Source organism: Streptomyces sp. NPDC048600 (assembly GCF_055587025.1).
This window is the reverse complement of sequence record NZ_JBVJGZ010000008.1, coordinates 240,782-263,869: the sequence shown is the minus strand read 5'-3', so window position 1 is coordinate 263,869 and position 23,088 is coordinate 240,782. Positions and strand designations below refer to the sequence as shown.

Below are 23,088 nucleotides of genomic sequence, written 5' to 3'. Positions count from 1 at the left end.
GTCAGCCGAGCACCTTGCCGGGCAGTTCGACCTTCGCGCCGAGCTCCATGAGCTTCTCCATGAAGTTCTCGTAGCCGCGGTTGATCAGCTCGATGCCGTGCACCCGGGACGTGCCCTGGGCCGCGAGCGCGGCGATCAGATACGAGAAGCCGCCGCGCAGGTCGGGGATGACCAGGTCGGCGCCCTGGAGCCGGGTCGGGCCCGACACGACCGCGGAGTGCAGGAAGTTGCGCTGGCCGAACCGGCAGTCGGAACCGCCGAGGCACTCGCGGTACAGCTGGATGTGGGCGCCCATCTGGTTGAGCGCGGAGGTGAAGCCGAGCCGGGACTCGTAGACCGTCTCGTGGACGATCGACAGGCCCGTGGCCTGCGTCAGGGCGACCACCAGCGGCTGCTGCCAGTCGGTCTGGAAGCCGGGGTGCACGTCCGTCTCCAGCGCGATGGACTTCAGCTGCCCGCCCGGGTGCCAGAAGCGGATGCCCTCGTCGTCGATCTCGAAGGCACCGCCCACCTTCCGGTAGGTGTTCAGGAACGTCATCATCGAGCGCTGCTGGGCACCGCGGACGTAGATGTCGCCCTCGGTCGCCAGCGCCGCGGACGCCCAGGAGGCGGCCTCCAGACGGTCCGACAGGGCGCGGTGGGTGTAGCCGCCGAGCTTGTCGACACCGGTGATGCGGATCGTGCGGTCGGTGTCGATCGCGATGATCGCGCCCATCTTCTGCAGGACGCAGATGAGGTCCTCGATCTCGGGCTCGACCGCCGCGTTCGACAGCTCCGTGACGCCCTCCGCGAGGACGGCCGTCAGCAGCACCTGCTCGGTCGCGCCGACCGACGGGTAGGGCAGCCGGATCTTGGTGCCGCGCAGCCGCTGCGGAGCCTCCAGGTACTGGCCGTCGTCGCGCTTCTCGATCGTCGCGCCGAACTGCCGCAGCACCTCGAAGTGGAAGTCGATCGGACGGCCGCCGATGTCGCAGCCGCCGAGGCCGGGGATGAAGGCGTGGCCGAGACGGTGCAGCAGCGGGCCGCAGAACAGGATCGGGATGCGCGACGAGCCCGCGTGGGCATCGATGTCAGCGACGTTCGCGCTCTCGACGTGCGACGGGTCGAGCACCAGCTCGCCCGGCTCGTCACCGGGGCGGACCGTCACACCGTGCAGCTGGAGGAGCCCGCGTACGACACGCACGTCGCGGATGTCCGGAACATTGCGCAGCCTGCTCGGCGCACTGCCCAGCAGGGCGGCGACCATGGCCTTCGGCACGAGGTTCTTCGCGCCGCGGACACGGATCTCGCCCTCGAGCGGGGTGCCGCCGTGGACAAGCAGGACATCGTCGTTGACGGTCATGAATCTCGCGTTCCGTGGAGTTGGGCAGGGCCAGAGAGAGACAGAGTAATCGCCGTCGACCCCGGGTCCGTAAGCCCGAGGACGGCCCAGGACGGTCATGGCTTTGTCACAACACGAACCGTTTCTCCGCGGGCACATGGGGTCACCGTGCGCCCGTACCGCGCGCCTCTGCCCTGAGCTGCGCACCCTCGCGAAGCGCGATTGGCCCTCCACACCGAGGCAAGATGCGGGATCATGTCTGGCATGACCGAGGTGTCCTCGCTCACAGGGCGGCTGCTCGTGGCCACGCCCGCCCTGGCGGACCCGAACTTCGACCGTGCTGTGGTGCTCCTTCTCGACCACGACGAGGAGGGCTCCCTCGGTGTCGTCCTCAACCGTCCCACTCCGGTCGGGGTGGCCGACATCCTGGAGGCCTGGGCGGATCTCACCGGCGAGCCCGGGGTCGTCTTCCAGGGCGGCCCGGTCTCCCTCGACTCCGCGCTCGGCGTCGCGGTGATCCCCGGCGGCTCCGCCGTCGAGGGCGCCCCCCTCGGCTGGCGGCGGGTGCACGGCGCGATCGGCCTCGTCGACCTGGAGGCCCCGCCGGAGCTGCTCGCCTCGGCGCTCGGCTCGCTGCGCATCTTCGCCGGTTACGCGGGCTGGGGCCCGGGCCAGCTGGAGGACGAACTGGTCGACGGCGCCTGGTACGTCGTCGAGTCCGAGCCCGGCGACGTGTCCTCCCCGGCCCCCGAGAGACTCTGGCGCGAAGTGCTCCGCCGCCAGCGCAGCGAACTGGCCATGGTGGCGACGTACCCGGACGACCCTTCGCTCAACTGATGCCTGTGAGCTTCAGTACCCTTGGCCGTATGAGCACTCTCGAGCCCGAGCGCGGGACTGGTACGGGGACCCTCGTCGAGCCCACGCCGCAGACTTCCCACGGCGACGGCGACCACGAGCGCTACGCCCACTACGTCCAGAAGGACAAGATCATGGCGAGCGCGCTCGACGGGACCCCCGTCGTGGCGCTCTGCGGCAAGGTGTGGGTGCCTGGCCGCGACCCGAAGAAGTACCCCGTGTGCCCGATGTGCAAGGAGATCTACGACTCCATGGGTTCCGGCGGGGACGACAAGGGCAAGGGCGGCGACAAGAAGTAGTCCCGGCCCGCCCGGCCGAATGTCCGAAGGCCCCCGGGAGCGCGATGCGACGCGCTCCCGGGGGCCTTTGTGTGTCCCGGTCCCCGGCCGGCCCGGGCAGGGCGGGCGGCCGCCCCGGCATGTCGCGAACTGGTTCAGACCTCTTGTGGAGCTGATCGGGTAGTCCCTAGCCTCCTCGGTGTTGTGCAGAGCGAAACCGTCATTGCATATGCTGCAACGCTCCGGAGGATCACTCCATGAAGCTGTCCCCCCACTCGGCCGCTCTGGCCCTCGCCGCACTCGTCCTCGCCGCCTGCGCCCCGCAGACGGCCGACCGCACCCCCACCGAGGACGAGACGTCCGGCACCCTGCGCGTCTGGCTGTTCCAGGAGGTCGACAACGGGCCCAAGGAGAAGGTCGTCGCCTCCGTCGTCGACGCCTTCGAGAAGGCGCACGACGGCACCGAGGTCACCGTCGAGTACATCCCCGTCGAGACCCGCGCCCAGCGCATCAAGGCCGCGTTCAACGACCCCGCAAGTGCGCCCGACCTCGTCGAGTACGGCAACACCGACACCGCCGGCTATGTCCGCGACGGCGGACTGCTGGACATCACGGAGGAGTTCACCGCCTGGCCCGAGGCCGCCGACACCGACCCCACGGCACGCCGCTCGGTCACCGTCGACGACAAGGTCTACGGCGCCCCGCTCTTCGTCGGCGTGCGCGCCCTCTACTACCGCACGGACGTGTTCGACGAACTCGGTCTGGAAGTGCCGCGCAGCCAGGACGAGTTGGCCGACACCGCCAGAAGGATCAGAAAGGCCAGGCCGGACCTCTACGGCCTCGCCGTCGGCGGCGCCTACACCTACGGCGCGATGCCCTTCGTCTGGGCGCACGGCGGGGACCTCGCCACCGGCAAGGACGGCTCCTACGCGTCCGCCGTCGACAGCCCCGCCGCGCAGCGCGGCATCACGGCGTACACCTCGCTGTTCGGCGACGACAACTGCCCCGCCGCGAAGTGCGCAGGCATGACCGGCAACGACACCGTCACCGCCTTCGCCGCGGGCAGGGCGGGCATGGCCATCGCGGGCGACTTCAGCCACGCGGCCGTGGAGGCGGGCCGGGTCAAGGGCGACTACGCGGTGGTGCCACTGCCCGGTGTGCGGCCCGGTTCCATCGCCCCGGCGTTCGCGGGTGGCAACAACATCGGTGTGCTGCGGAGCACGACCCACCGTTCCCTCGCCGTCGGTCTGATGAAGAGCCTGGCCTCCAAGCGGACGCAGGGGGACCTGTTCGACGCCATGGGATTCCTGCCGACGTACACCGACGCGCGGCGCGAGGCGGTCGCCCGGGAGCCGTTCGTGAAGCCGTTCGTCGACACGCTGGCGGCGGGAACCAGGTTCGTGCCCGCGTCCCCCGCCTGGGCGCGGATCGACGCCTCGCTGGTGCTGCCGACGATGTTCCAGGAGGTCGTCAGCGGCCGGAAGGGCGTGGCCGAGGCGTCCCGGGACGCGGCGTCCAGGATGGACGAGGCCTTCGGGACCGCCGGGTGAGCGCTCGCACGGAGGCCGTCCCCGCCCGGCCGCGCGCCGCGGCCGGGCGCGGGACGGCCCGGCGCACCCCGGGGCGATGGACCCCGTGGTGGTATCTCGCGCCCGCCCTGGCGGTGCTCGGCGCGCTGCTCCTCTACCCGATCGGCCAGCTCGGCCTGATCTCCCTGCTCGAATACACCCAGGCCCAGGTCAGCGGCGGTGAGCCGACCTCCTTCCAGGGCCTCGGCAACTACGCCGAGCTGTTCGGCGACCCGCGGTTCCGGGAGGTGCTGCTGGCGACCGTGCTGTTCGCCGCGGCCTGTGTGGTGTCCACGCTGGCCGTCGGGTGCGCGCTGGCCGTGCTGCTCACCCGGGTGCGCGCCCTGCCGCGGCTGGCGCTGATGCTGGCCGCGCTCGGCGCCTGGGCGACACCCGCCGTCACCGGGTCGACGGTGTGGCTGTTCCTGTTCGACCCCGACTTCGGGCCGGTCGACCGGGTGCTCGGGCTCGACGGCCACTCCTGGACGTACGGCCGCTACAGCGCCTTCCTCCTGGTGCTGCTGGAAGTGGTCTGGTGCTCCTTCCCGTTCGTGATGGTCACCGTCTACGCCGGTATCCGCGCGGTCCCCGCCGAGGTGCTGGAGGCGGCCGAGCTGGACGGGGCGTCGCAGTGGCGGGTGTGGCGTTCGGTGCTGGTGCCGATGCTGCGGCCGGTCCTGGTCGTCGTCACCGTCCAGTCGGTCATCTGGGACTTCAAGGTCTTCACGCAGATCTACGTCATGACGGGCGGCGGCGGCATCGCGGGCCAGAACCTGGTGCTGAACGTGTACGCCTACCAACAGGCCTTCTCCTCCTCGCAGTACGGCCTCGGCTCGGCGATCGGCGTGGTGATGCTGCTGATCCTGCTGGCCGTGACGCTGCTGTACCTGCGTCTGCTGCGCGGGCAGGGGGAGGAACTGTGAGGGGCGCGCCGCCGCGCGGGCGGGTGCCGGCGGGCGGGCGCGGGGCGGGAGTCCTGGGGCGCGTGCTGCCGCGCCGCCCCCGGCGGTGGGCTGCCGAGGGGGCCGCGCTGCTGACCGCGGCCGTGGTCGCCTTCCCCCTCTACTGGATGGTGCTCGGCGCGTTCCGGCCCGCCGGTGAGATCGAGTCGACCGAGCCCCGGCCGTGGACGTCGGCCCCCACGCTGGATTCCTTCCGCAGGGTCTTCGGACAGCAGGAATTCGGCCGCTACTTCCTCAACAGCGTGGTCGTCGCGGTGAGTGTGGTGATCGCCTCCGGGCTGATCGCCTTTCTCGCCGCGGTGGCCGTGACGCGATTCCGGTTCCGCTTCCGGACGACCTTGATGGTGATGTTCCTGGTGGCCCAGACGGTGCCCGTGGAGGCGCTCACGATCCCGATGTTCTTCCTGATGCGGGACTTCGGTCAGCTGAACACCCTGGGGTCCCTGATCCTGCCCCACATCGCCTTCTCGCTGCCGTTCGCGATCTGGATGCTGCGGGGGTTCGTGAAAGCCGTTCCCGAGTCGCTGGAGGAGGCCGCGTACCTCGACGGGGCGAGCCGGGCGGGATTCCTCTGGCGGATTCTCTTCCCGCTCGTCCTGCCGGGCCTGGTGGCCACGAGCGTGTTCTCCTTCATCTCGGCCTGGAACGACTTCCTGTTCGCCAAGTCCTTCATCATCAGCGACACCGCGCAGTCGACGCTGCCGATGGCGCTGCTCGTGTTCTACAAACCGGACGACCCCGACTGGGGCGGTGTCATGGCGGCTTCCACGGTGATGACCATTCCGGTGCTGGTGTTCTTCGTACTCGTACAACGGCGTCTGGTCTCCGGACTGGGCGGGGCGGTAAAGGACTGACGTGACTTCACAGACGGATCTGATTCCCGAGCCCGGCGCGGTGACGGTCCAGGGGCCCGGTCTCCTCGAACTGGGGCCGGCCACGAGGCTGGCCGCGGGGGAGGGCGCGGAACGGGCCGGGCGCCTGCTGCGCGCCACGCTGGGTACGGCCACCGGTCTCCCGCTGGCCCCCGGACCTGCGGAGGAGGACGACGTCGTACGCCTGTCCGTCGACCCGGAGGCGGGTGAGGAGCTGGGCGAAGAGGGGTACCGCCTCACCGTCACCGCGCACGGTGTCGACCTCGTCGGCGGGTCGGACGCCGGGCTGTTCTGGGGCACGCAGACGCTGCGGCAGCTGCTCGGCCCGGACGCCTTCCGGCGCGCGCCCCTGCCGGGCCGGAGGTGGCGGCTGCCGCTGATCGAGGTCCGGGACCGTCCGCGCTTTCGCTGGCGCGGTCTCATGCTCGATGTCGCCCGGCACTTCATGCCCAAGGACGGCGTCCTGCGCTACCTGGATCTGATGGCCGCGCACAAACTCAACGTGCTGCATCTGCACCTGACGGACGACCAGGGCTGGCGCGTCGAGATCAAGCGCCACCCGCGGCTCACCGAGGTGGGTTCCTGGCGCGCCCGCACGAAATTCGGCCACCGTGCCTCGCCGCTGTGGGAGGAGAAGCCGCACGGGGGCTACTACACCCAGGACGACATCCGGGAGATCGTCGCCCACGCCGCCGAGCGGCATATCCGCGTGGTCCCTGAAATCGACGTACCGGGACACTCGCAGGCCGCCGTCGCCGCGTATCCGGAACTCGGCAACACCGACGTCGTCGACACCACCTCCCTGACCGTCTGGGACAACTGGGGGATCTCCTCCAACGTACTCGCCCCCACCGACAACACCCTCCGCTTCTACGAAGGGGTGTTCACGGAACTCCTGGACCTCTTCCCGGACGAGTTCGTGCACATCGGCGGCGACGAGTGCCCCAAGGACCAGTGGCGGGCCTCACCTGCCGCGCAGGCCCGTATCGCGGAACTCGGACTGGCCGGCGAGGACGGACTCCAGTCCTGGTTCGTCGGGCACTTCGACAAGTGGCTGGCCGCGCGCGGGCGCAGGCTCATCGGCTGGGACGAGATCCTGGAGGGCGGACTGGCGCCGGGCGCGGCCGTGTCGTCCTGGCGCGGCTACGCGGGCGGGATCGCCGCCGCGCGGGCCGGTCACGACGTCGTCATGTGCCCCGAGCAGCACGTGTACCTGGACCACCGCCAGGACGGCGGCGAGGACGAGCCGGTGCCCATCGGATACGTCCGCACCCTGGAGGACGTGTACCGCTTCGAACCCGTTCCGCCGGAGCTCACCGAGGCCGAGTCGCGCCATGTGCTGGGCACCCAGGCCAATGTGTGGACCGAGGTGATGGAGGACCAGGGGCGCGTGGACTACCAGGTCTTTCCCCGCCTGGCGGCCTTCGCCGAGGTGGCCTGGAGCGCGCTGCCCGGCCCCGCGGAACGGGACTTCGCCGGGTTCGAGGCGCGGATGGCCGCGCACTACCGGCGGCTGGACGCCCTGGGTGTCGGATACCGGCCACCGTCCGGGCCCCTGCCGTGGCAGCGGCGACCCGGTGTCCCCGGCCGCCCGCTGGAGGGACCGCCGCCGAACCGATAATGGAAAAAGCGGCTTAATGTCACCAAGGAGTGCCAATTCGTACGCACCGCTGATGCCGTGCGAAAACGGACCATCTCCTCGATGAGGTGGGCGAATGCCTCCTAGCGGACCCCCGCGTTCGGCCCCTGCGATGATGTGCCAGAGTTGCCACGTCCGCCTTGTCTGCACGTACCGTACGGCAGCACAGGTGGGACCAGGTGGGGCAGCGGGAAGGGGCAGCCGGTTTGACCACGCACGCACCGCAGGCGGCGCAGGCCGTCACGCTGCCCACGACACTCGACGAGGCCGTGGCGGCGCTCACCGCCATGCCCGCGGCCGTTCCCGTGGCCGGCGGCACCGATCTGATGACCGCGGTGAACTCCGGGCAGCTCAGGCCGACCGCGCTGGTCGGCCTCGGCCGGATCAGCGAGATCCGCGGCTGGCAGTACCAGGACGGTCACGCCCTGCTCGGCGCCGGGCTCACGCACGCGCGCATGGGCCGGCCCGACTTCGCCGCGCTGATCCCGGCGCTCGCCGCCGCCGCCCGCGCGGCCGGACCGCCGCACATCCGCAACGCCGGCACCCTCGGCGGCAACATCGCCACCGCCGCCCCGACCGGCGACGCCCTGCCCGTGCTGGCCGCCCTGGAGGCGACCGTCGTCGTCGCCGGGCCGGGCGGCGCCCGCCGCGAGATCCCGGTCTCGCACCTGCTGGCCGGCATGGAGATGCTGCGAGGTGGCGAACTCATCGGCTTCGTGCGCGTGCCGCTGCTGCACGCCCCCCAGGTCTTCCTCAAGGCCACCGGCCGCACCGGCCCCGGCCGAGCCACCGCGTCCGTCGCGCTGGTCCTCGACCCGGCCCGCCGGGGCGTGCGCTGCGCGGTGGGCGCCATAGCGCCGATGCCGCTCAGGCCGCTGGAGGCCGAGCAGTGGGTCGCCCGGCTCATCGACTGGGACAACGACCGCGCGATCGTCCCCGAGGCGCTCGGTGCCTTCGGCGAGTACGTCGCCGCGGCCTGCATCCCCGACCCGGTCCCGGCCGAGGACGGCTCGGTGCAGCCGCTCCCGCCCGCCGTACTGCACCTGCGGCGCACCGTCGCCGCGCTGGCCCGACGAGCACTGGGGAGGGCACTGTCGTGACCGACGACCAGCACGGAGAGGGCACGCCCCAGGGGCCGAGCCGCTGGGACCCGCTGCCCCAGGGCGACTACGACGACGGCGCCACCGCCTTCGTGAAGCTCCCCGAGGGCGGCATCGAGGCCCTGCTCGCCGGTGACAGCCCGCTCGCCGCGCCCGGGCACGGCTATGTGCCGCCGCAGATCACGGTGGCCCCCGCCGCGGAGGCGGCCACCGACCCCTCGTCCACCGGCACCTGGACGATGCCGCCCGGGGCCGCCGACGCCACGCACTGGCCCGCGCCCGAGCAGGGCACCGCCGGTGACGACCGGTTCACCTACAACCCCGGCTCGACCGGGCAGTGGACCTTCGAGGACACGACCGTCCAGGAGCCCGCGCCCGGCCACGAGGTGACCGGGGAGTGGTCCATCCCGGTGGCGGGCGGCGACCTGCCCGACGAGTCGGGCGAGTACACGACCTCCTCGCTCGTCCAGCAGTGGAACGGCACGGCTCCGGCCACGCTCCCCGGCGGCGCGTCCGCGCCCTGGGCCGCCCCGCGGGACGAGGACCGGACCTGGGGCGGACAGCACGCCCCGGCCGCCGAGCCCTTCCCCGGCGAGGCCCCCGACGGACCGGACGCGGCGCACCCGCACGACGGGCACGCCCCGGAACACCCGCACGCCGGCCGCACCGGCGCGGGCGCCCCGGCGGCCCACGAGACGGCCCCGCAGGCCCCGTCGGCCGCCGCGGACGCCCCTGAGGACCCCGAGGCGCTCCCGGACGCCCACACGGCCGCGCAGGCCCCCGAGGAGCCCGGCACGGACGCCGAGGCCTTCACCGAGGACGCCCACCCGCACCCCGACGACACCGACGCCCGGGCCGAGGACGCCTCCCCGGCCGGCGCCGAGGACCCCGCCGCCGCGGAACCGCCCCCGCCCTCCGGCGAGGAACACCCCCTCGCCTCGTACGTGCTGCGCGTCAACGGCGGTGACCGGCCCGTCACGGACGCCTGGATCGGCGAGTCGCTGCTGTACGTGCTGCGCGAGCGGCTCGGCCTCGCGGGCGCCAAGGACGGCTGCTCGCAGGGCGAGTGCGGCGCGTGCAACGTGCAGGTCGACGGACGGCTCGTGGCCTCCTGCCTGGTGCCCGCCGCCACCGCGGCCGGCAGCGAGGTGCGCACCGTCGAGGGCCTGGCCGCCGACGGGCAGCCCTCCGACGTGCAGCGCGCCCTCGCCCGCTGCGGGGCCGTGCAGTGCGGCTTCTGCGTGCCGGGCATGGCGATGACCGTGCACGACCTGCTGGAGGGCAACCCGGCGCCGACCGAGCTGGAGACCCGCCAGGCGCTGTGCGGCAACCTCTGCCGCTGCTCCGGCTACCGGGGCGTCCTGGACGCCGTCAAGGAGGTCGTCGCCGAGCGTGAGTCGCTCGACGGGGCCGACGGCGAGCACGACGGTGACGAGGCACGCATTCCCCACCAGGCCGGACCGGGCGCGGGCGGCGTCAACCCGTCGGCGTTCGACGGCGGCTTCGGGGCCTCCGGGCCGCAGGACCAGCCGTACGGAAACGGACACGGACAGGACGGAGGCCAGGCATGAGCAACGATGCCGCCACCGCGACCACCGCCGCGGAGGCTCCCGCCCCGGATCCGATCCCGCACGGCCTCGGCTCCTCGCTGCCCCCGGCGGACGCGCGCGCCAAGACCGAGGGCACCTTCCCGTACGCGGCCGACCTGTGGGCCGAGGGCCTGCTGTGGGCGGCCGTCGTGCGCTCCCCGCACCCGTACGCGCGCATCAGGTCCATCGACACCGCGCACGCGCGCGAGATGCCCGGAGTGCGCGCGGTCGTCACCCACGAGGACGTGCCCGGCAGCCCGGTGCACGGCCGCGGCACGGCCGACCGCCCCGTCTTCGCCTCCGAGGTCGTCAGGCATCACGGCGAGCCCATCGCGGCCGTCGCCGCCGACCACCCGGACACCGCGCGGATGGCCGCCGCGGCCGTCATCGTCGAGTACGAGGTGCTCGACCCGGTCACCGACCCCGAGCAGGCCTTCGAGGCCGAGCCGCTGCACCCCGACGGCAACCTGATCCGGCACATCCCGCTGCGCCACGGCGACCCGGAGGCCGACGGCGAGATCGTCGTCGAGGGCCTGTACCGCATCGGCCGCCAGGACCCCGCCCCCATCGGCGCCGAGGCCGGTCTCGCCGTGCCCCGGCCGGACGGCGGCGTCGAGCTGTACACCGCCTCCACCGACCCGCACGCCGACCGCGACACCCTCGCCGCCTGCTACGGCCTCACGCCCGAGCAGGTCAAGATCGTCGTCACCGGGGTGCCCGGCGCCACGGCCGACCGCGAGGACCAGGGCTTCCAGCTGCCGCTCGGCCTGCTCGCCCTGCGGACCGGCTGCCCGGTGAAGCTGACGGCGACCCGCGAGGAGTCCTTCCTCGGCCACGCCCACCGCCACCCCACCCTGCTGCGCTACCGCCACCACGCCGACGCCGAGGGCAGGCTGGTCAAGGTCGAGGCGCAGATCCTGCTCGACGCCGGCGCCTACGCCGACACTTCCTCCGAGGCGCTCGCCGCAGCCGTCTCCTTCGCCTGCGGCCCCTACGTCGTCCCGAACGCCTTCATCGAGGGCTGGGCCGTCCGCACCAACAACCCTCCGTCGGGCCATGTCCGCGGCGAGGGCGCCATGCAGGTGTGCGCCGCCTACGAGGCGCAGATGGACAAGCTCGCCAAGAAGCTCGGCGTCGACCCCGCCGAGCTGCGCCTGCGCAACGTGCTGGCCACCGGCGACGTGCTGCCCATCGGCCAGACCGTGACCTGCCCGGCCCCGGTGGCCGAACTCCTCCAGGCCGTACGGGACTTCCCGCTGCCCGCGCTGCCCAAGGACACCCCCGAGGACGAGTGGCTGCTGCCCGGCGGCCCCGAGGGCGCGGGCGAGCCGGGCGCGGTGCGCCGGGGCGTGGGCTACGGCCTGGGCATGGTGCACATGCTCGGCGCGGAGGGCGCGGACGAGGTCTCCACGGCGACCGTGAAGGTCCACGACGGCGTCGCGACGGTGCTCTGCGCGGCCGTCGAGACCGGCCAGGGCTTCTCCACGCTGGCTCGGCAGATCGTGCAGGAGACCCTCGGCGTCGACGAGGTGCACGTCGCGCCCGTGGACACCGACCAGCCGCCCGCCGGCCCGGGCTGCCGCGGACGCCACACCTGGGTGTCCGGCGGAGCGGTGGAGCGCGCGGCCAAGATGGTCCGCACCCAGCTGCTCCAGCCGCTGGCGCACAAGTTCGGCATGTCCACCGAGCTGCTCCAGATCGCCGACGGCAAGATCACGTCCTACGACGGCGTCCTGTCGACCACCGTGACGGAGGCGATGGAGGGCAAGGAGCTCTGGGCCACCGCCCAGTGCCGCCCGCATCCCACCGAGCCGCTGGACGAGGCGGGGCAGGGCGACGCGTTCGTCGGGCTCGCCTTCTGCGCGATCCGCGCCGTGGTGGACGTCGACGTCGAGCTGGGCTCGGTGCGGGTGGTGGAGCTGGCCGTCGCGCAGGACGTGGGGCGGGTGCTCAACCCGGCGCAGCTCGCGGCGCGCATCGAGGCCGGGGTCACCCAGGGCGTGGGCATCGCGCTCACCGAGAACCTGCGCACACCGCGCGGCACGATCCGGCACCCGGACCTCACCGGCTACGCGCTGCCGACGGCCCTGGACGCCCCGGACATCAGGATCGTCAAGCTGGTCGAGGAGCGGGACGTGGTCGCCCCGTTCGGCGCGAAGCCGGTCAGCGCGGTGCCGGTGGTGGCCTCCCCGGCCGCGGTCGCCGCAGCGGTGCGCGCGGCCACGGGCCGGCCCGTGAACCGGCTGCCGATCCGGCCGCAGGCGGCCGTGGTGGTCCCCGGGCAGTGAGGCGGCGTCCCCGTCGTCCACAAGGGCGGGGCGTTGTCAGTGGGGGCGCGTAGTCTTCTGGCAGTGGGCGAGGCGGCCGCCGGGGTCGGCTGCCGTGCCCTGGCACGACCACGCACGGGGGAATCATGAGTCTGCTGAGCTGCGAGCCGTCACTGCGGCTGCCGCCGAAGTTCGCACAGGGCCGGTCCGGGCTGGCGCTGGACCTGCCCTACCGTCTGCTGGACCGCGAGTTCGGCCGCGGCCGGGTGGTGCGTTTCGAGGACGTCGACTTCCCGACGGCCCTCACGCACCAGCCCACCCGCCGCTTTCTGCGCGAGACCGGGCTGCCGGAGGAGGGCTTCCTCTTCCGCCTGGACACGGACATACCGCTCGCGCCGGTCGTGGAGTACTGCGCGGAGGAGCGCCCGGAGCTGCCCCTGCCGGCCGGAGCGGGCTGTGATGTCGCTCACCTGATCCGTCTCGGGCGGCTCACGGCGGACAGCGGTGTCGTCCTGGACGGCCGCACGGGCACCGTCCTCGACTGGAGCGAGCCGGAGGGCACCCTGCACCCGCTCGCCACCGACGTCTCCACGCTCGCCTTCTCGCTGTGGCAAGTACGCCGGGAGAGCGCACTGTTGGAGGGCTCGGCGGGCATCGGACAGGCCTAGGCGCGGGCCCGGCGCCAGAAGCCGGGGACACGACGGCCGGCCCGTGGGAAGTCCCCACGGGCGGCCGGGCGTTGGAGACCGTGGCGGGAATCGAACCCGCGTAAGTCGCTTTGCAGGCGACTCCCTGAACCACTCGGGCACACGGTCGGCGGTGAATCCGTCCGGGGCTCTCGGCCCCTGCCGGACTCGGTGAAACGACCGTACGGCGGGGCCAGTTCGGGACTCAAGAGATCCCGCGGGGCCGCAACAGCACTGCCATACGCCGTTCATGAAAGGCGTCCGGAGCGGCAGTGGCAGGCCCGGCGGTCGTACGACCAAGGACCGAGGCGAAGGAGGACTCGCGACAGGCGTCAAACCAGGATTCGGGCCTTACGCTGACGACCATGACAGCCCTGGAACCGCGCGACACGGACGTCGCTCCCGCCCCTGAGCTCACCCCGGCAGCAGCGACGGACGAGGGCGTGCTGAGCCGCTCCTATCGGGCGCTGAGCATCGGGATCGTGTCCGTGGTCCTGCTGATCGCCTTCGAGGCGACCGCGGTCGGGACGGCCATGCCCGTCGCCGCGCGGGAGCTGGACGGGGTGTCGCTGTACGCGTTCGCGTTCTCCGGGTACTTCACGACGAGCCTGTTCGGCATGGTGCTGGCCGGGCAGTGGTCCGACCGGCGCGGGCCCCTCGGGGCGCTGACCACCGGCATGTCGGCCTTCGCCGCGGGGCTGCTGCTGTCCGGGACGGCCGGGGCGATGTGGCAGTTCATCCTCGGCCGGGCGGTGCAGGGGCTCGGCGGCGGGCTGGTGATCGTCGCGCTGTACGTCGTGGTGGGCCGGGCCTACCCCGAGCGGCTGCGCCCGGCGATCATGGCGGCGTTCGCGGCGAGCTGGGTCGTCCCGTCCGTCGTCGGCCCCCTCGCCTCCGGCGCGGTGACCGAGCACCTCGGCTGGCGCTGGGTGTTCGTCGGCATCCCGGCGCTGGTGGTCTTCCCGCTGGCCCTGGCGCTGCCGCAGATCCGCGGCAGGGCGTCGGGCCCCGTGGGGGAGGCGGGCGGTGCCGAGGGTGCGCGGGGCTCGCTCGACCGGCGGCGCATCCGGCTGGCCTTCGGCATCTCGTTGGGCGCCGGGCTGCTCCAGTACGCGGCCCAGGACCTGCGGTGGCTGTCGCTGCTGCCCGGGGCGATCGGTGCGGCGCTGCTGGTGCCGGCCGTGCTCGGCCTGCTGCCGCGCGGCACCTACCGTGCGGCGCGGGGACTGCCCTCCGTGGTGCTGCTGCGGGGCATGGCGGCGGGGTCGTTCATCGCCGCCGAGTCGTTCGTGCCGCTGATGCTGGTCACCCAGCGGGGGCTGTCGCCGACCCTCGCCGGGTTCTCGCTCGCGGCCGGCGGCGGGACCTGGGCGCTGGGCTCGTGGGTGCAGGCGCGGCCGGCCGTGGAACCGTACCGGCAGCGGCTGGTCACGCTCGGGATGGTGCTGGTGGCCGCGGCCATCGCCGCCGCGCCGAGCGTGCTGATCGCCTCCGTGCCCGTGTGGACCGTCGCCGTCGCCTGGGGCTTCGGCTGCTTCGGCATGGGCCTGGTGCTCTCCTCCACCAGCGTGCTGCTGCTCCAGCTCTCCGCCCCCGAGGAGGCCGGCCACAACTCCGCCGCGCTCCAGATATCCGACGGCCTGTCCAACGTCCTGCTCCTCGCCGTGGGCGGCGCCGCCTTCGCGGCCCTCGGCGGCGGCACGGTGACCCACTCCGCGGCCGGGTCCGCCGGCTCCCACCCGGCCGCCTTCGCCGCGGTGTTCCTGCCGATGGCTCTGGTGGCGCTGGCGGGGGCGTGGGTGACTACGCGGCTGCAGGCTCGTTAGCTCGGTACCATCATGGCCCCAAAGGTGGTACCGTTCTGGTATGGCTATGAACCTTCGTCTCCGTGACGACCAGCAGGAAGCGCTGAAGCGGCGGGCCGAGGAAGAAGGCCGCAGTATGCACGCCATAGTGCTTCAGGCGATCGACAGGTATCTGGAGCAGGAGGCGGACCGGGCCACCGTGCGCCGCCTCGGGGCCAAGTACGCGGCGGCTCATGCCGACCTGCTGCGGCGGCTGGGGGAGTAGATGAAGTACCTCACGGAGGAGGTCCTGGAGCTGGCGGAGCTGGCGTGCGGCGGGCAGGACGTCGCGGTACGTGACCTCGGACTGCTCAGCTCCGCCGTTCATCGACCCCAGTCCCAGATGTTCGGCGTCGAGGCGTACCCGGATCTGTTCGAGAAGGCCGCAGCGCTGCTGCAGTCGCTCGCTGTCAACCACCCCCTGGTGGACGGAAACAAGCGCATGGCCTGGATGTCCACGGTTGTGTTCCTGGACTTCAACGGCGCCGAGATGGTCGAGGTCGATCAGGAAGAGGCGTACAAACTTGTCGTGGACGTGGCGTCCGGCAATGTGGACGACGTGGGAATGATCGCCCGGCGTCTGAAGGCGCTCCACGAGGCGATGTGAGCTCAGTCCCACCCGGCGGCGACCCGGCGTCGTTCGCGCGGTGACACCACCAGGCCGCCGGTAGGGTGGCCCGGTTGTCATACGTAGCCGAGCTCGACCCCCGTACGGAGACCGTGACTACCACCGCCGCTTCTGCCTCCCACTCCCACCACCTGTCACCCGCCTTCCCCGGCCGCGCGCCCTGGGGTACCGCGAGCAAGCTGCGAGCCTGGCAGCAGGGTGCGATGGAGAAGTACCTCCAGGAGCAGCCGCGTGACTTCCTCGCGGTCGCCACCCCCGGCGCCGGGAAGACCACCTTCGCGCTGACGCTGGCGTCCTGGCTGCTGCACCACCACGTCGTGCAGCAGGTGACCGTGGTCGCGCCGACCGAGCACCTGAAGAAGCAGTGGGCGGAGGCGGCCGCCCGGATAGGGATCAAGCTGGACCCGGAGTACAGCGCGGGCCCGCTCGGCAAGGAGTACCACGGCGTCGCCGTGACCTACGCCGGTGTCGGCGTACGGCCCATGCTGCACCGCAACCGCGTCGAGCAGCGCAAGACGCTCGTCATCCTCGACGAGATCCACCACGCCGGTGACTCCAAGTCCTGGGGCGAGGCGTGCCTGGAGGCCTTCGAACCGGCGACCCGGCGGCTCGCGCTCACCGGTACGCCCTTCCGGTCGGACACCAACCCGATCCCCTTCGTGGCCTACGAGGAGGGCCAGGACGGCATCCGGCGCTCCTCCGCCGACTACACCTACGGCTACGGCTCGGCCCTCGCCGACCATGTCGTGCGCCCGGTGATATTCCTCTCCTACAGCGGCAACATGCGCTGGCGCACCAAGGCCGGCGACGAGATCGAGGCCCGGCTCGGCGAGCCGATGACCAAGGACGCGATCAGCCAGGCCTGGCGCACCGCGCTCGACCCGCGCGGCGAGTGGATGCCGAGCGTGCTGCGCGCCGCCGACCAGCGGCTGACCGAGGTGCGCAAGGCCATCCCGGACGCGGGCGCCCTGGTGATCGCCTCCGACCAGGACTCGGCGCGCGCCTACGCCAAGCTGATCCGCGAGATCACCGGCAACAAGGCGACCCTCGTGCTGTCGGACGACGCGGGCGCCTCGGACCGTATCGACCAGTTCAGCGGCAACAACGACCGCTGGATGGTCGCCGTCCGCATGGTGTCCGAGGGCGTCGACGTGCCGCGGCTCGCGGTCGGGGTCTACGCGACGACGATCTCCACGCCGCTGTTCTTCGCGCAGGCGGTCGGGCGTTTCGTGCGCTCCCGCAGGCGCGGCGAGACGGCGTCGGTGTTCCTGCCGACCGTGCCCGACCTGATGACCTTCGCGCACGAGATGGAGGTCGAGCGCGACCACGTCCTCGACAAGCCGAAGAAGGACGGCGAGGAGGACCCGTACGCCGAGGAGGACAAGCTCCTCCAGGAGGCCGAGCAGCAGAAGGACGAGGACACCGGCGAGCAGGACATGCTGCCCTTCGAGGCGCTGGAGTCGGACGCGGTCTTCGACCGGGTCATGTACAACGGCGCCGAGTTCGGCATGCAGGCGCACCCCGGCAGCGAGGAGGAGCAGGACTACCTCGGCATCCCGGGGCTGCTCGAACCCGACCAGGTGCAGATGCTGCTCCAGAAGCGGCAGGCCCGGCAGATCGCGCACAGCCGCAAGAAGCCGGACGCCGAGGCGGACCTGCTGGAGATGCCCGCCGAGCGGCGTCCGGTGGTCACCCACAAGGAGATGATGGAGCTGCGCAAGCAGCTCAACACGATGGTCGGGGCCTACGTCCATCAGAGCGGCAAGCCGCACGGTGTGATCCACACCGAGCTGCGGCGGGTGTGCGGGGGGCCGCCGAGCGCGGAGGCGACGGCGGGGCAGTTGCGGACGCGGATCGCCAAGGTGCAGGAGTGGGCTACGCGCATGCGGTGACGCTGGGCGCTGTGCCTTTGCGGGGTTTCTGTTGTGGGTGTGGGTGCGGGTGCGGGTGCGGGCTCGTGGGGGCTTTGTCGCGCAGTTCCCCGCGCCCCTGGGCGGGGTTCTGTCGGACTTCGGGTGCGGGTCGCGGGTGGCTGATCGCGCAGTTCCCCGCGCCCCTTTGCGGCGTTGGGGGCGCTGGTTCTCGTGGTTCTGCTCGGGGGGTCGGGTGTTGAACTTTATGGACAAAGGCAAGCAGTCCTCCCCGGCCAATGACCGGATTCTGGACGGAGCCTTCCGCTCAGCGAACCCGCTCCATTAATGTCCCGCTACGCACACGCCCCGTGGCAGCGCCGCCGCGGAGCGCAGCCGTGAAGCGACTGGGCCCGGACAAGCCGGGCCGTCCGCCGATCGGCGGCCTCTGACGCGCGTCGCTGGACGGGACTCCATGACGCATCCGCCGCGAGGGGCCGCCGACCTCACCACTAAGGAGTGGGCGTCGTGACCGCGGAGACCTCTCAGACGCTCGACCGGGGACTCAGAGTCCTCAAACTGCTGGCCGACACGGACCACGGCCTGACGGTGACCGAGCTCTCCAACAAACTCGGCGTCAACCGGACCGTCGTGTACCGCTTGCTGGCCACCCTGGAACAGCACGCGCTCGTACGGCGTGATCTCGGCGGGCGTGCCCGTGTCGGACTCGGTGTGCTGGGGCTGGGACGGCAGGTGCATCCGCTGGTGCGGGAGGCCGCGCTGCCGTCGCTGCGGTCGCTGGCCGAGGACATAGGCGCGACCGCGCATCTGACGCTGGTCGACGGGGCGGAGGCGCTCGCCGTCGCCGTGGTGGAGCCGACCTGGACGGACTACCACGTGGCCTACCGGGCCGGGTTCCGCCACCCGCTGGACCGGGGAGCCGCCGGAAAGGCGATCGTCTCCGCCCGGCTGAGCCCCTACGAGGACCCCGGGTACACCCTCACCCACGGCGAACTGGAGGCCGGTGCCAGCGGCGCGGCCGCGCCCCTGCTCGGGGTGACCGGCGTCGAGGGCAGCGTCGGCGTGGTCATGCTGGCCGACGCCGTGCCGGAGCGGGTCGGGCCACGGGTCGTGGAGGCGGCCCGGGAGGTCGCGGAAGCGCTGCGCTGAGGGCGGCACGGCGCGCCTCGGCGGCCACGTTAGATTGACCCCGTGCTCTCTCGTCTCACGCGCCCCCGGGCCGTCGCCGTCTGTGCCGTGCCCGTCGTGGCCCTCATCGCCACGGCGGTGTTCGCGCCGCTGCCGTTCGCGGTGGCCCAGCCGGGTCTGACGGCGAACGTGCTCGGCGAGAACCAGGGAACCCCGGTGATCACGATCTCCGGGGCCCCGACCCGGCCCACCACCGGGCAGCTGCGGATGACGACCATCGAGGCGACCAGCCCGGACGCCCGGGTCTCGCTGCCGGACGTGCTCGACAGCTGGTTCGCCACCGACAAGGCGGTCATGCCGCTGGACTCGGTGTACCCGACGGGTGACACGGTCGAGGAGATCGAGCGGCACAACACCCAGCAGATGAAGGAGTCCCAGGACGACGCCGCCCAGGCCGCCTTGAACTACCTCGAGCTGGACCCCGACCAGGTCAAGGTCACCCTGAAGCTCGCCGACGTCGGCGGCCCCAGCGCGGGGCTGTTGTTCTCGCTGGGCGTCGTCGACAAGCTGAACGGCGACGGCAGCGGCGGCGATCTCACCGGCGGCCGCAACATCGCCGGCACCGGCACCATCGACCCGGACGGAAAGGTCGGCGCGGTCGGCGGCGTGGCCCTGAAGACCCAGGCCGCGCGGCGCGACGGGGCGACGGTGTTCCTGGTGCCGAAGGCGGAGTGCTCGGACGCGAAGTCGGAGCTGCCGAAGGGCCTCCGGCTGATCCCCGTGACGACCCTGAAGGGCGCGGTCGACGCCCTGGTGGCCCTGGAGTCGGGCAAGGGCACCGTCCCGAGCTGCTGAACCGCGACCTCAGCCCTCCGTCACGAACCCCTCACTGGAGGACGACGCCGGCGTGTTGACAGGCGTCGAAGAGCAGCTGCCGGCGGTGGCTGCCGAGGTACTCCAGAAGTTCAAGCGCGCTCACCTCACGGTCGCGTCGGTCCCTCCCGGTCCTGCGCCGCCTGTGCCGCCTGAGCGGCCTGCTCGACGAGCGGGATCACCCGCAGCGGCACAGGGTTCTCCATCACGATCGCGGTGGAGGCCCGGACGATCCCATCGAAACCGACGACCCGGTCGATCACACGCTGGAGATCGGCGTTCGAGCGCGCCACGAGCCGGCACAGCATGTCCCCGGTGCCCGTCGTGGTGTGCAGTTCCAGCACCTCCGGGACCGTCGCCAAGTGCGCCCGCACATCGGCTCCTTGGCCCTGCCGGATCTGCAGCGTGGCGAACGCGGTGACCGGGTAGCCGAGCGCCGCCGGATCGACGTCGGGGCCGAATCCCCGGATGACTCCGTTCGACGTGAGCCGGTCCAGCCGCGCCTGGGCCGTGCCGCGCGCCACGCCGAGGCGCCGCGACATCTCCAGCACCCCGATGCGCGGCTCCCGCGCCAGCAGCACGATGATGCGCCCGTCCAGATGATCGATCGCCATACCCGTCTCCCGGATGGTCATCCTGTACAGAAGGCCCGACTGGACCGCCCTGTCACTGCACGGATTGTGCAGTGAAGAACGAAACTATTGCGCACCTTGCAGGGCGGAGCGACCCTTCCGCTATGACGCAGACCACTCACCACACTCCCGACACCGCCCGGCAGGCCGATCCCTTCCCGGTCAAGGGAATGGACGCGGTCGTCTTCGCCGTGGGCAACGCCAAGCAGGCGGCGCACTACTACTCCACGGCCTTCGGCATGAAGCTGGTCGCGTACTCCGGACCGGAGAACGGCAGCCGGGAGACCGCCGCCTACGTCCTGGAGAACGGCTCCGCCCGTTTCGTGTTCACCTCGGTCATCAGGCCCTCCACCGACTGGGGCCGCTTCCTGGCCGCCCATGTCGCCGAGCACGGCGACGGCGTCGTCGACCTCGCCATCGAGGTCCCGGACGCCCGCGCCGCGTACGCCTACGCCATCGAGCACGGCGCGACCTCGGTCGCCGAGCCGTACGAGGTGAAGGACGAGCACGGCACCGTCGTCCTCGCCGCCATCGCCACCTACGGCCAGACCCGGCACACGCTGGTCGACCGTTCCGGCTACGACGGCCCGTACCTGCCCGGCTACGTCACCGCCAAGCCGATCGTCGAGCCGCCCGCCCAGCGCACCTTCCAGGCCGTCGACCACTGCGTCGGCAACGTGGAACTCGGCCGCATGAACGAATGGGTCGGCTTCTACAACAAGGTCATGGGCTTCACGAACATGAAAGAGTTCGTGGGCGACGACATCGCCACCGAGTACAGCGCGCTGATGTCCAAGGTCGTCGCCGACGGCACGCTCAAGGTCAAGTTCCCGATCAACGAGCCCGCCATCGCCAAGAAGAAGTCCCAGATCGACGAGTACCTGGAGTTCTACGGCGGTGCCGGCGTCCAGCACATCGCGCTGAACACCAACGACATCGTGGCGACCGTGCGCACCATGCGCGCGGCCGGGGTCCAGTTCCTCGACACCCCGGACTCCTACTACGACACCCTCGGCGAGTGGGTCGGCGACACCCGTGTGCCGATCGAGACGCTGCGCGAGCTGAAGATCCTCGCCGACCGCGACGAGGACGGCTACCTGCTCCAGATCTTCACCAAGCCGGTCCAGGACCGTCCGACCGTGTTCTTCGAGCTCATCGAGCGGCACGGCTCCATGGGCTTCGGCAAGGGCAACTTCAAGGCCCTGTTCGAGGCGATCGAGCGCGAGCAGGCCAAGCGCGGCAACCTCTAGGGCCTGCCCTAGGGAGACCTGCCCTAGGGAGACCTGCCCTAGGGAGACCTGCCGTAAGAGACCTGTCGCAGGACCGCGAGGCCCTACTCGGACCCCTCCGGCTCCTGTGCCCCCTCCGGACTCTCCGGACCCTCTGGACTCTCCTGACCCTCCGGACTCTCCGGACCCTCGGCGTCCGCCGTGTCCTCGGACATCTCGGGCAGCGGCACCGCCGGCGGCTCGCCCAGCGCGTTCAGCGCGCGGCGGGCCACCGGCGCCTGGAGGGGCGAGAAGTACGGGTTGATCCGCAGGGCCTCCTGAAGATGCCGCCGGGCGGGACCGGACAGCTCCAAGTCCCGCTCGATCATCCCGCGGTGGAAGGCGTACAGGGCGCTGCGCACCCCGCCACCGTGCTCCTTGTCCGTCGCCCGCACGGCGAACCTCAGCGCCTCCTCGTCGTTCCCGGCCCGGTGCAGCGCCCAGCCCAGCGCGTCCGCCACCGCGATGCCCGGCTGCCGCTTCCACTCCGCCCGCAGCCGCCGCACCGCCTCCGCCGGATCACCGTGCTCGGCCTCGAACAGGCCGAGCACCAGCGCCTCGTCCACCCCGCCCGCGGCCATCGTCCGCACCCGCTCGCGCAGCAGGTCGTACTGCACCCGCGCCGGCTGCCCGAGCCCCAGCGACTCGTACAGCTCACCCAGCTCCAGCGCGTACTGCGGCTCCGGCCGCTTCTCCAGCGCCGTCCGGTAGGCGCTCAGCGCCTCCGTCGTCCGGCCCAGCGCCGCCAGCGCCCTGCCCTGACCCGCCTGCGCGGCCCGCTGGTCGGGGTCGGTACGCAGCGCCTCCTGGAAGTGCCGCAGCGCCGCCTCGCGCTCCCCGCGCTCCCACGCCAGCTGCCCGCCCCGCTCCAGCCAGGCCGCCCGCTCCGCCGGGGTGCGCGCCGCCGCAGCCGCGTCCGACAGGGCCGCCGCCGCGTCCTCCCGCCGGCCCTGGTCCCGGTACAGCGCCGCCGCGCGGGCCTGCACGGCCGGGCCCGAACGCAGCTCCAGCAGCCGGTCCAGGGCCCGCTGCGCCCCCTTCTCGTCGTTCAGCCCCGTGCACGCCTCGATCAGCGGCCCGTACGCCGTCCAGCGCCGGCCGTCCTTCCCCAGCGCGGCCTCGGCCCAGCCCCGCGCCGCCCGGTAGTCGCGGCGGGCGTTCGCCAGCACCGCCATGCCCTCCAGCGCCTGGGCACTGCGCCCTGCGCGCAGCGAGGTCCGCAGCGCCCGCTCCGCGCGCGGATAGGCCTCGGCGTCCGCGAGCCGTCGCCCCCGCTCGACGTAGGCCGCCCCGAGCACCGCCCATGACTCGGCGTCCTGCGGGTGGTCGCGCACATGCTCCTCACGGTCGGTGATCAGCGCCGCCAGATCCGGCAGCGAGGCCGGCACCCCGGCGGCCACCGCCGTACGCGCCAGCGCCTCCGGCCCCGGCGACCCCTCGGCGCCGTCCCGCCCGTCCTCCGACGACAGCAGCACCATGGCGCCGACCGCGAGACACCCGACGATCGCGCCGACCAGGATCCCTCTCGTGAGGGGCCGCCGCAGCAGGCGCCTGACCGGCGCGCCCCTCGGGCCCCGGGGGTTCGCCCCGCCCGCACGGTTGTCGTCGCTGTCCCGCCGGCCCTCGCGGCGCTCCTCGCTCTCCATGGCGCTCACTGTGCGTCAGTACGACCACCGCGCCCGGGCGGCCCAAGGACGGCGGCCGCGG

The 23,088-nt window shown here is 72.4% G+C and carries 19 protein-coding genes, 1 tRNA gene and 1 pseudogene; 17 read left to right on the top strand and 4 right to left on the bottom strand.

The genetic code is table 11. The annotated features are described in order from the left end of the window. Position 1 precedes the first annotated feature (1 nt). A complete protein-coding gene (gene murA, locus ACZ6SQ_RS14240) occupies positions 2–1,342 on the bottom strand; it encodes a UDP-N-acetylglucosamine 1-carboxyvinyltransferase (RefSeq protein WP_386379747.1) in 1,341 nt (446 codons plus the stop codon). Between the two features lie 243 nt (positions 1,343–1,585). Here murA and ACZ6SQ_RS14235 point away from each other — a divergent pair, with 243 nt between their 5' ends. From ACZ6SQ_RS14235 to ACZ6SQ_RS14190, 10 genes and pseudogenes are all read left to right on the top strand, one after another. After that, on the top strand, positions 1,586–2,158 hold the full coding sequence (locus ACZ6SQ_RS14235; protein ID WP_386379746.1) for a YqgE/AlgH family protein: 573 nt from the start codon (positions 1,586–1,588) through the stop codon (positions 2,156–2,158). Positions 2,159–2,187: 29 nt separating this feature from the next. Beyond that, the gene (locus ACZ6SQ_RS14230; RefSeq protein ID WP_356690570.1) at positions 2,188–2,475 is read left to right on the top strand and encodes a DUF3039 domain-containing protein; all 288 of its coding nucleotides are present in this window, start codon (positions 2,188–2,190) and stop codon (positions 2,473–2,475) included. Between the two features lie 236 nt (positions 2,476–2,711). After that, on the top strand, positions 2,712–4,004 hold the full coding sequence (locus tag ACZ6SQ_RS14225) for an extracellular solute-binding protein (RefSeq protein WP_469560822.1): 1,293 nt from the start codon (positions 2,712–2,714) through the stop codon (positions 4,002–4,004). Further along, on the top strand, positions 4,001–4,945 hold the full coding sequence (locus tag ACZ6SQ_RS14220) for a carbohydrate ABC transporter permease (protein WP_469560819.1): 945 nt from the start codon (positions 4,001–4,003) through the stop codon (positions 4,943–4,945). Before ACZ6SQ_RS14225 ends, ACZ6SQ_RS14220 begins: the two co-directional genes overlap by 4 nt. 53 nt (positions 4,946–4,998) lie before the next feature. Then, positions 4,999–5,838, top strand: coding sequence for a carbohydrate ABC transporter permease (locus tag ACZ6SQ_RS14215; RefSeq protein ID WP_469560997.1), 840 nt, complete (start codon positions 4,999–5,001; stop codon positions 5,836–5,838). Position 5,839: 1 nt separating this feature from the next. After that, positions 5,840–7,477, top strand: coding sequence for a beta-N-acetylhexosaminidase (locus ACZ6SQ_RS14210; protein ID WP_469560815.1), 1,638 nt, complete (start codon positions 5,840–5,842; stop codon positions 7,475–7,477). A gap of 224 nt (positions 7,478–7,701) precedes the next feature. Then, entirely contained in the window at positions 7,702–8,595 is an 894-nt protein-coding gene (locus ACZ6SQ_RS14205; RefSeq protein ID WP_469560812.1) for an FAD binding domain-containing protein, read from the top strand. After that, positions 8,592–10,166 carry a (2Fe-2S)-binding protein gene (locus tag ACZ6SQ_RS14200; protein ID WP_469560810.1) on the top strand — a complete coding sequence of 525 codons (1,575 nt, stop codon included), beginning with the start codon at positions 8,592–8,594 and terminating at the stop codon, positions 10,164–10,166. The genes ACZ6SQ_RS14205 and ACZ6SQ_RS14200 overlap by 4 nt, the downstream gene beginning before the upstream one ends. Then, positions 10,163–12,472: a xanthine dehydrogenase family protein molybdopterin-binding subunit gene (locus tag ACZ6SQ_RS14195; protein WP_469560807.1), complete on the top strand. Its 2,310-nt coding sequence runs from the start codon at positions 10,163–10,165 to the stop codon at positions 12,470–12,472. The genes ACZ6SQ_RS14200 and ACZ6SQ_RS14195 overlap by 4 nt, the downstream gene beginning before the upstream one ends. A 185-nt stretch (positions 12,473–12,657) precedes the next feature. Beyond that, positions 12,658–13,098: pseudogene (locus ACZ6SQ_RS14190) on the top strand (SUKH-4 family immunity protein); the annotation flags it as partial. A gap of 93 nt (positions 13,099–13,191) precedes the next feature. Here ACZ6SQ_RS14190 and ACZ6SQ_RS14185 read toward each other — a convergent pair. Continuing rightward, positions 13,192–13,266, bottom strand: a tRNA-Cys gene (locus ACZ6SQ_RS14185). 236 nt (positions 13,267–13,502) lie between these two features. On the opposite strand from ACZ6SQ_RS14185, the gene ACZ6SQ_RS14180 reads away from it, so the two are divergent. The 6 genes from ACZ6SQ_RS14180 (at position 13,503) to ACZ6SQ_RS14155 (ending at position 19,463) form a co-directional block, all read left to right on the top strand. Next, positions 13,503–14,963: an MFS transporter gene (locus ACZ6SQ_RS14180; protein ID WP_469560805.1), complete on the top strand. Its 1,461-nt coding sequence runs from the start codon at positions 13,503–13,505 to the stop codon at positions 14,961–14,963. A 46-nt stretch (positions 14,964–15,009) separates the two neighbouring features. Further along, positions 15,010–15,207: an Arc family DNA-binding protein gene (locus ACZ6SQ_RS14175; protein WP_469560994.1), complete on the top strand. Its 198-nt coding sequence runs from the start codon at positions 15,010–15,012 to the stop codon at positions 15,205–15,207. Further along, positions 15,208–15,588, top strand: a complete 381-nt coding sequence (locus ACZ6SQ_RS14170) for a type II toxin-antitoxin system death-on-curing family toxin (RefSeq protein WP_469560802.1) — start codon at positions 15,208–15,210, stop codon at positions 15,586–15,588. It begins immediately after the preceding gene. A 113-nt stretch (positions 15,589–15,701) separates the two neighbouring features. Next, a complete protein-coding gene (locus tag ACZ6SQ_RS14165; protein ID WP_469560799.1) occupies positions 15,702–17,501 on the top strand; it encodes a DEAD/DEAH box helicase in 1,800 nt (599 codons plus the stop codon). A gap of 486 nt (positions 17,502–17,987) precedes the next feature. Next, on the top strand, positions 17,988–18,629 hold the full coding sequence (locus ACZ6SQ_RS14160; RefSeq protein WP_469560796.1) for an IclR family transcriptional regulator: 642 nt from the start codon (positions 17,988–17,990) through the stop codon (positions 18,627–18,629). Between the two features lie 42 nt (positions 18,630–18,671). Next, positions 18,672–19,463, top strand: coding sequence for a S16 family serine protease (locus tag ACZ6SQ_RS14155; protein WP_469560794.1), 792 nt, complete (start codon positions 18,672–18,674; stop codon positions 19,461–19,463). Between the two features lie 125 nt (positions 19,464–19,588). On the opposite strand, the gene ACZ6SQ_RS14150 is transcribed toward ACZ6SQ_RS14155, so the two are convergent. Next, on the bottom strand, positions 19,589–20,095 hold the full coding sequence (locus ACZ6SQ_RS14150) for an Lrp/AsnC family transcriptional regulator (protein ID WP_469560990.1): 507 nt from the start codon (positions 20,093–20,095) through the stop codon (positions 19,589–19,591). Positions 20,096–20,217: 122 nt separating this feature from the next. On the opposite strand from ACZ6SQ_RS14150, the gene hppD reads away from it, so the two are divergent. Further along, a complete protein-coding gene (hppD, locus tag ACZ6SQ_RS14145) occupies positions 20,218–21,363 on the top strand; it encodes a 4-hydroxyphenylpyruvate dioxygenase (RefSeq protein ID WP_469560791.1) in 1,146 nt (381 codons plus the stop codon). Positions 21,364–21,446: 83 nt separating this feature from the next. On the opposite strand, the gene ACZ6SQ_RS14140 is transcribed toward hppD, so the two are convergent. Further along, positions 21,447–23,027 (bottom strand): tetratricopeptide repeat protein, encoded by a 1,581-nt coding sequence (locus ACZ6SQ_RS14140; protein ID WP_469560789.1) that lies wholly within the window; start codon positions 23,025–23,027, stop codon positions 21,447–21,449. Positions 23,028–23,088 lie beyond the last annotated feature (61 nt).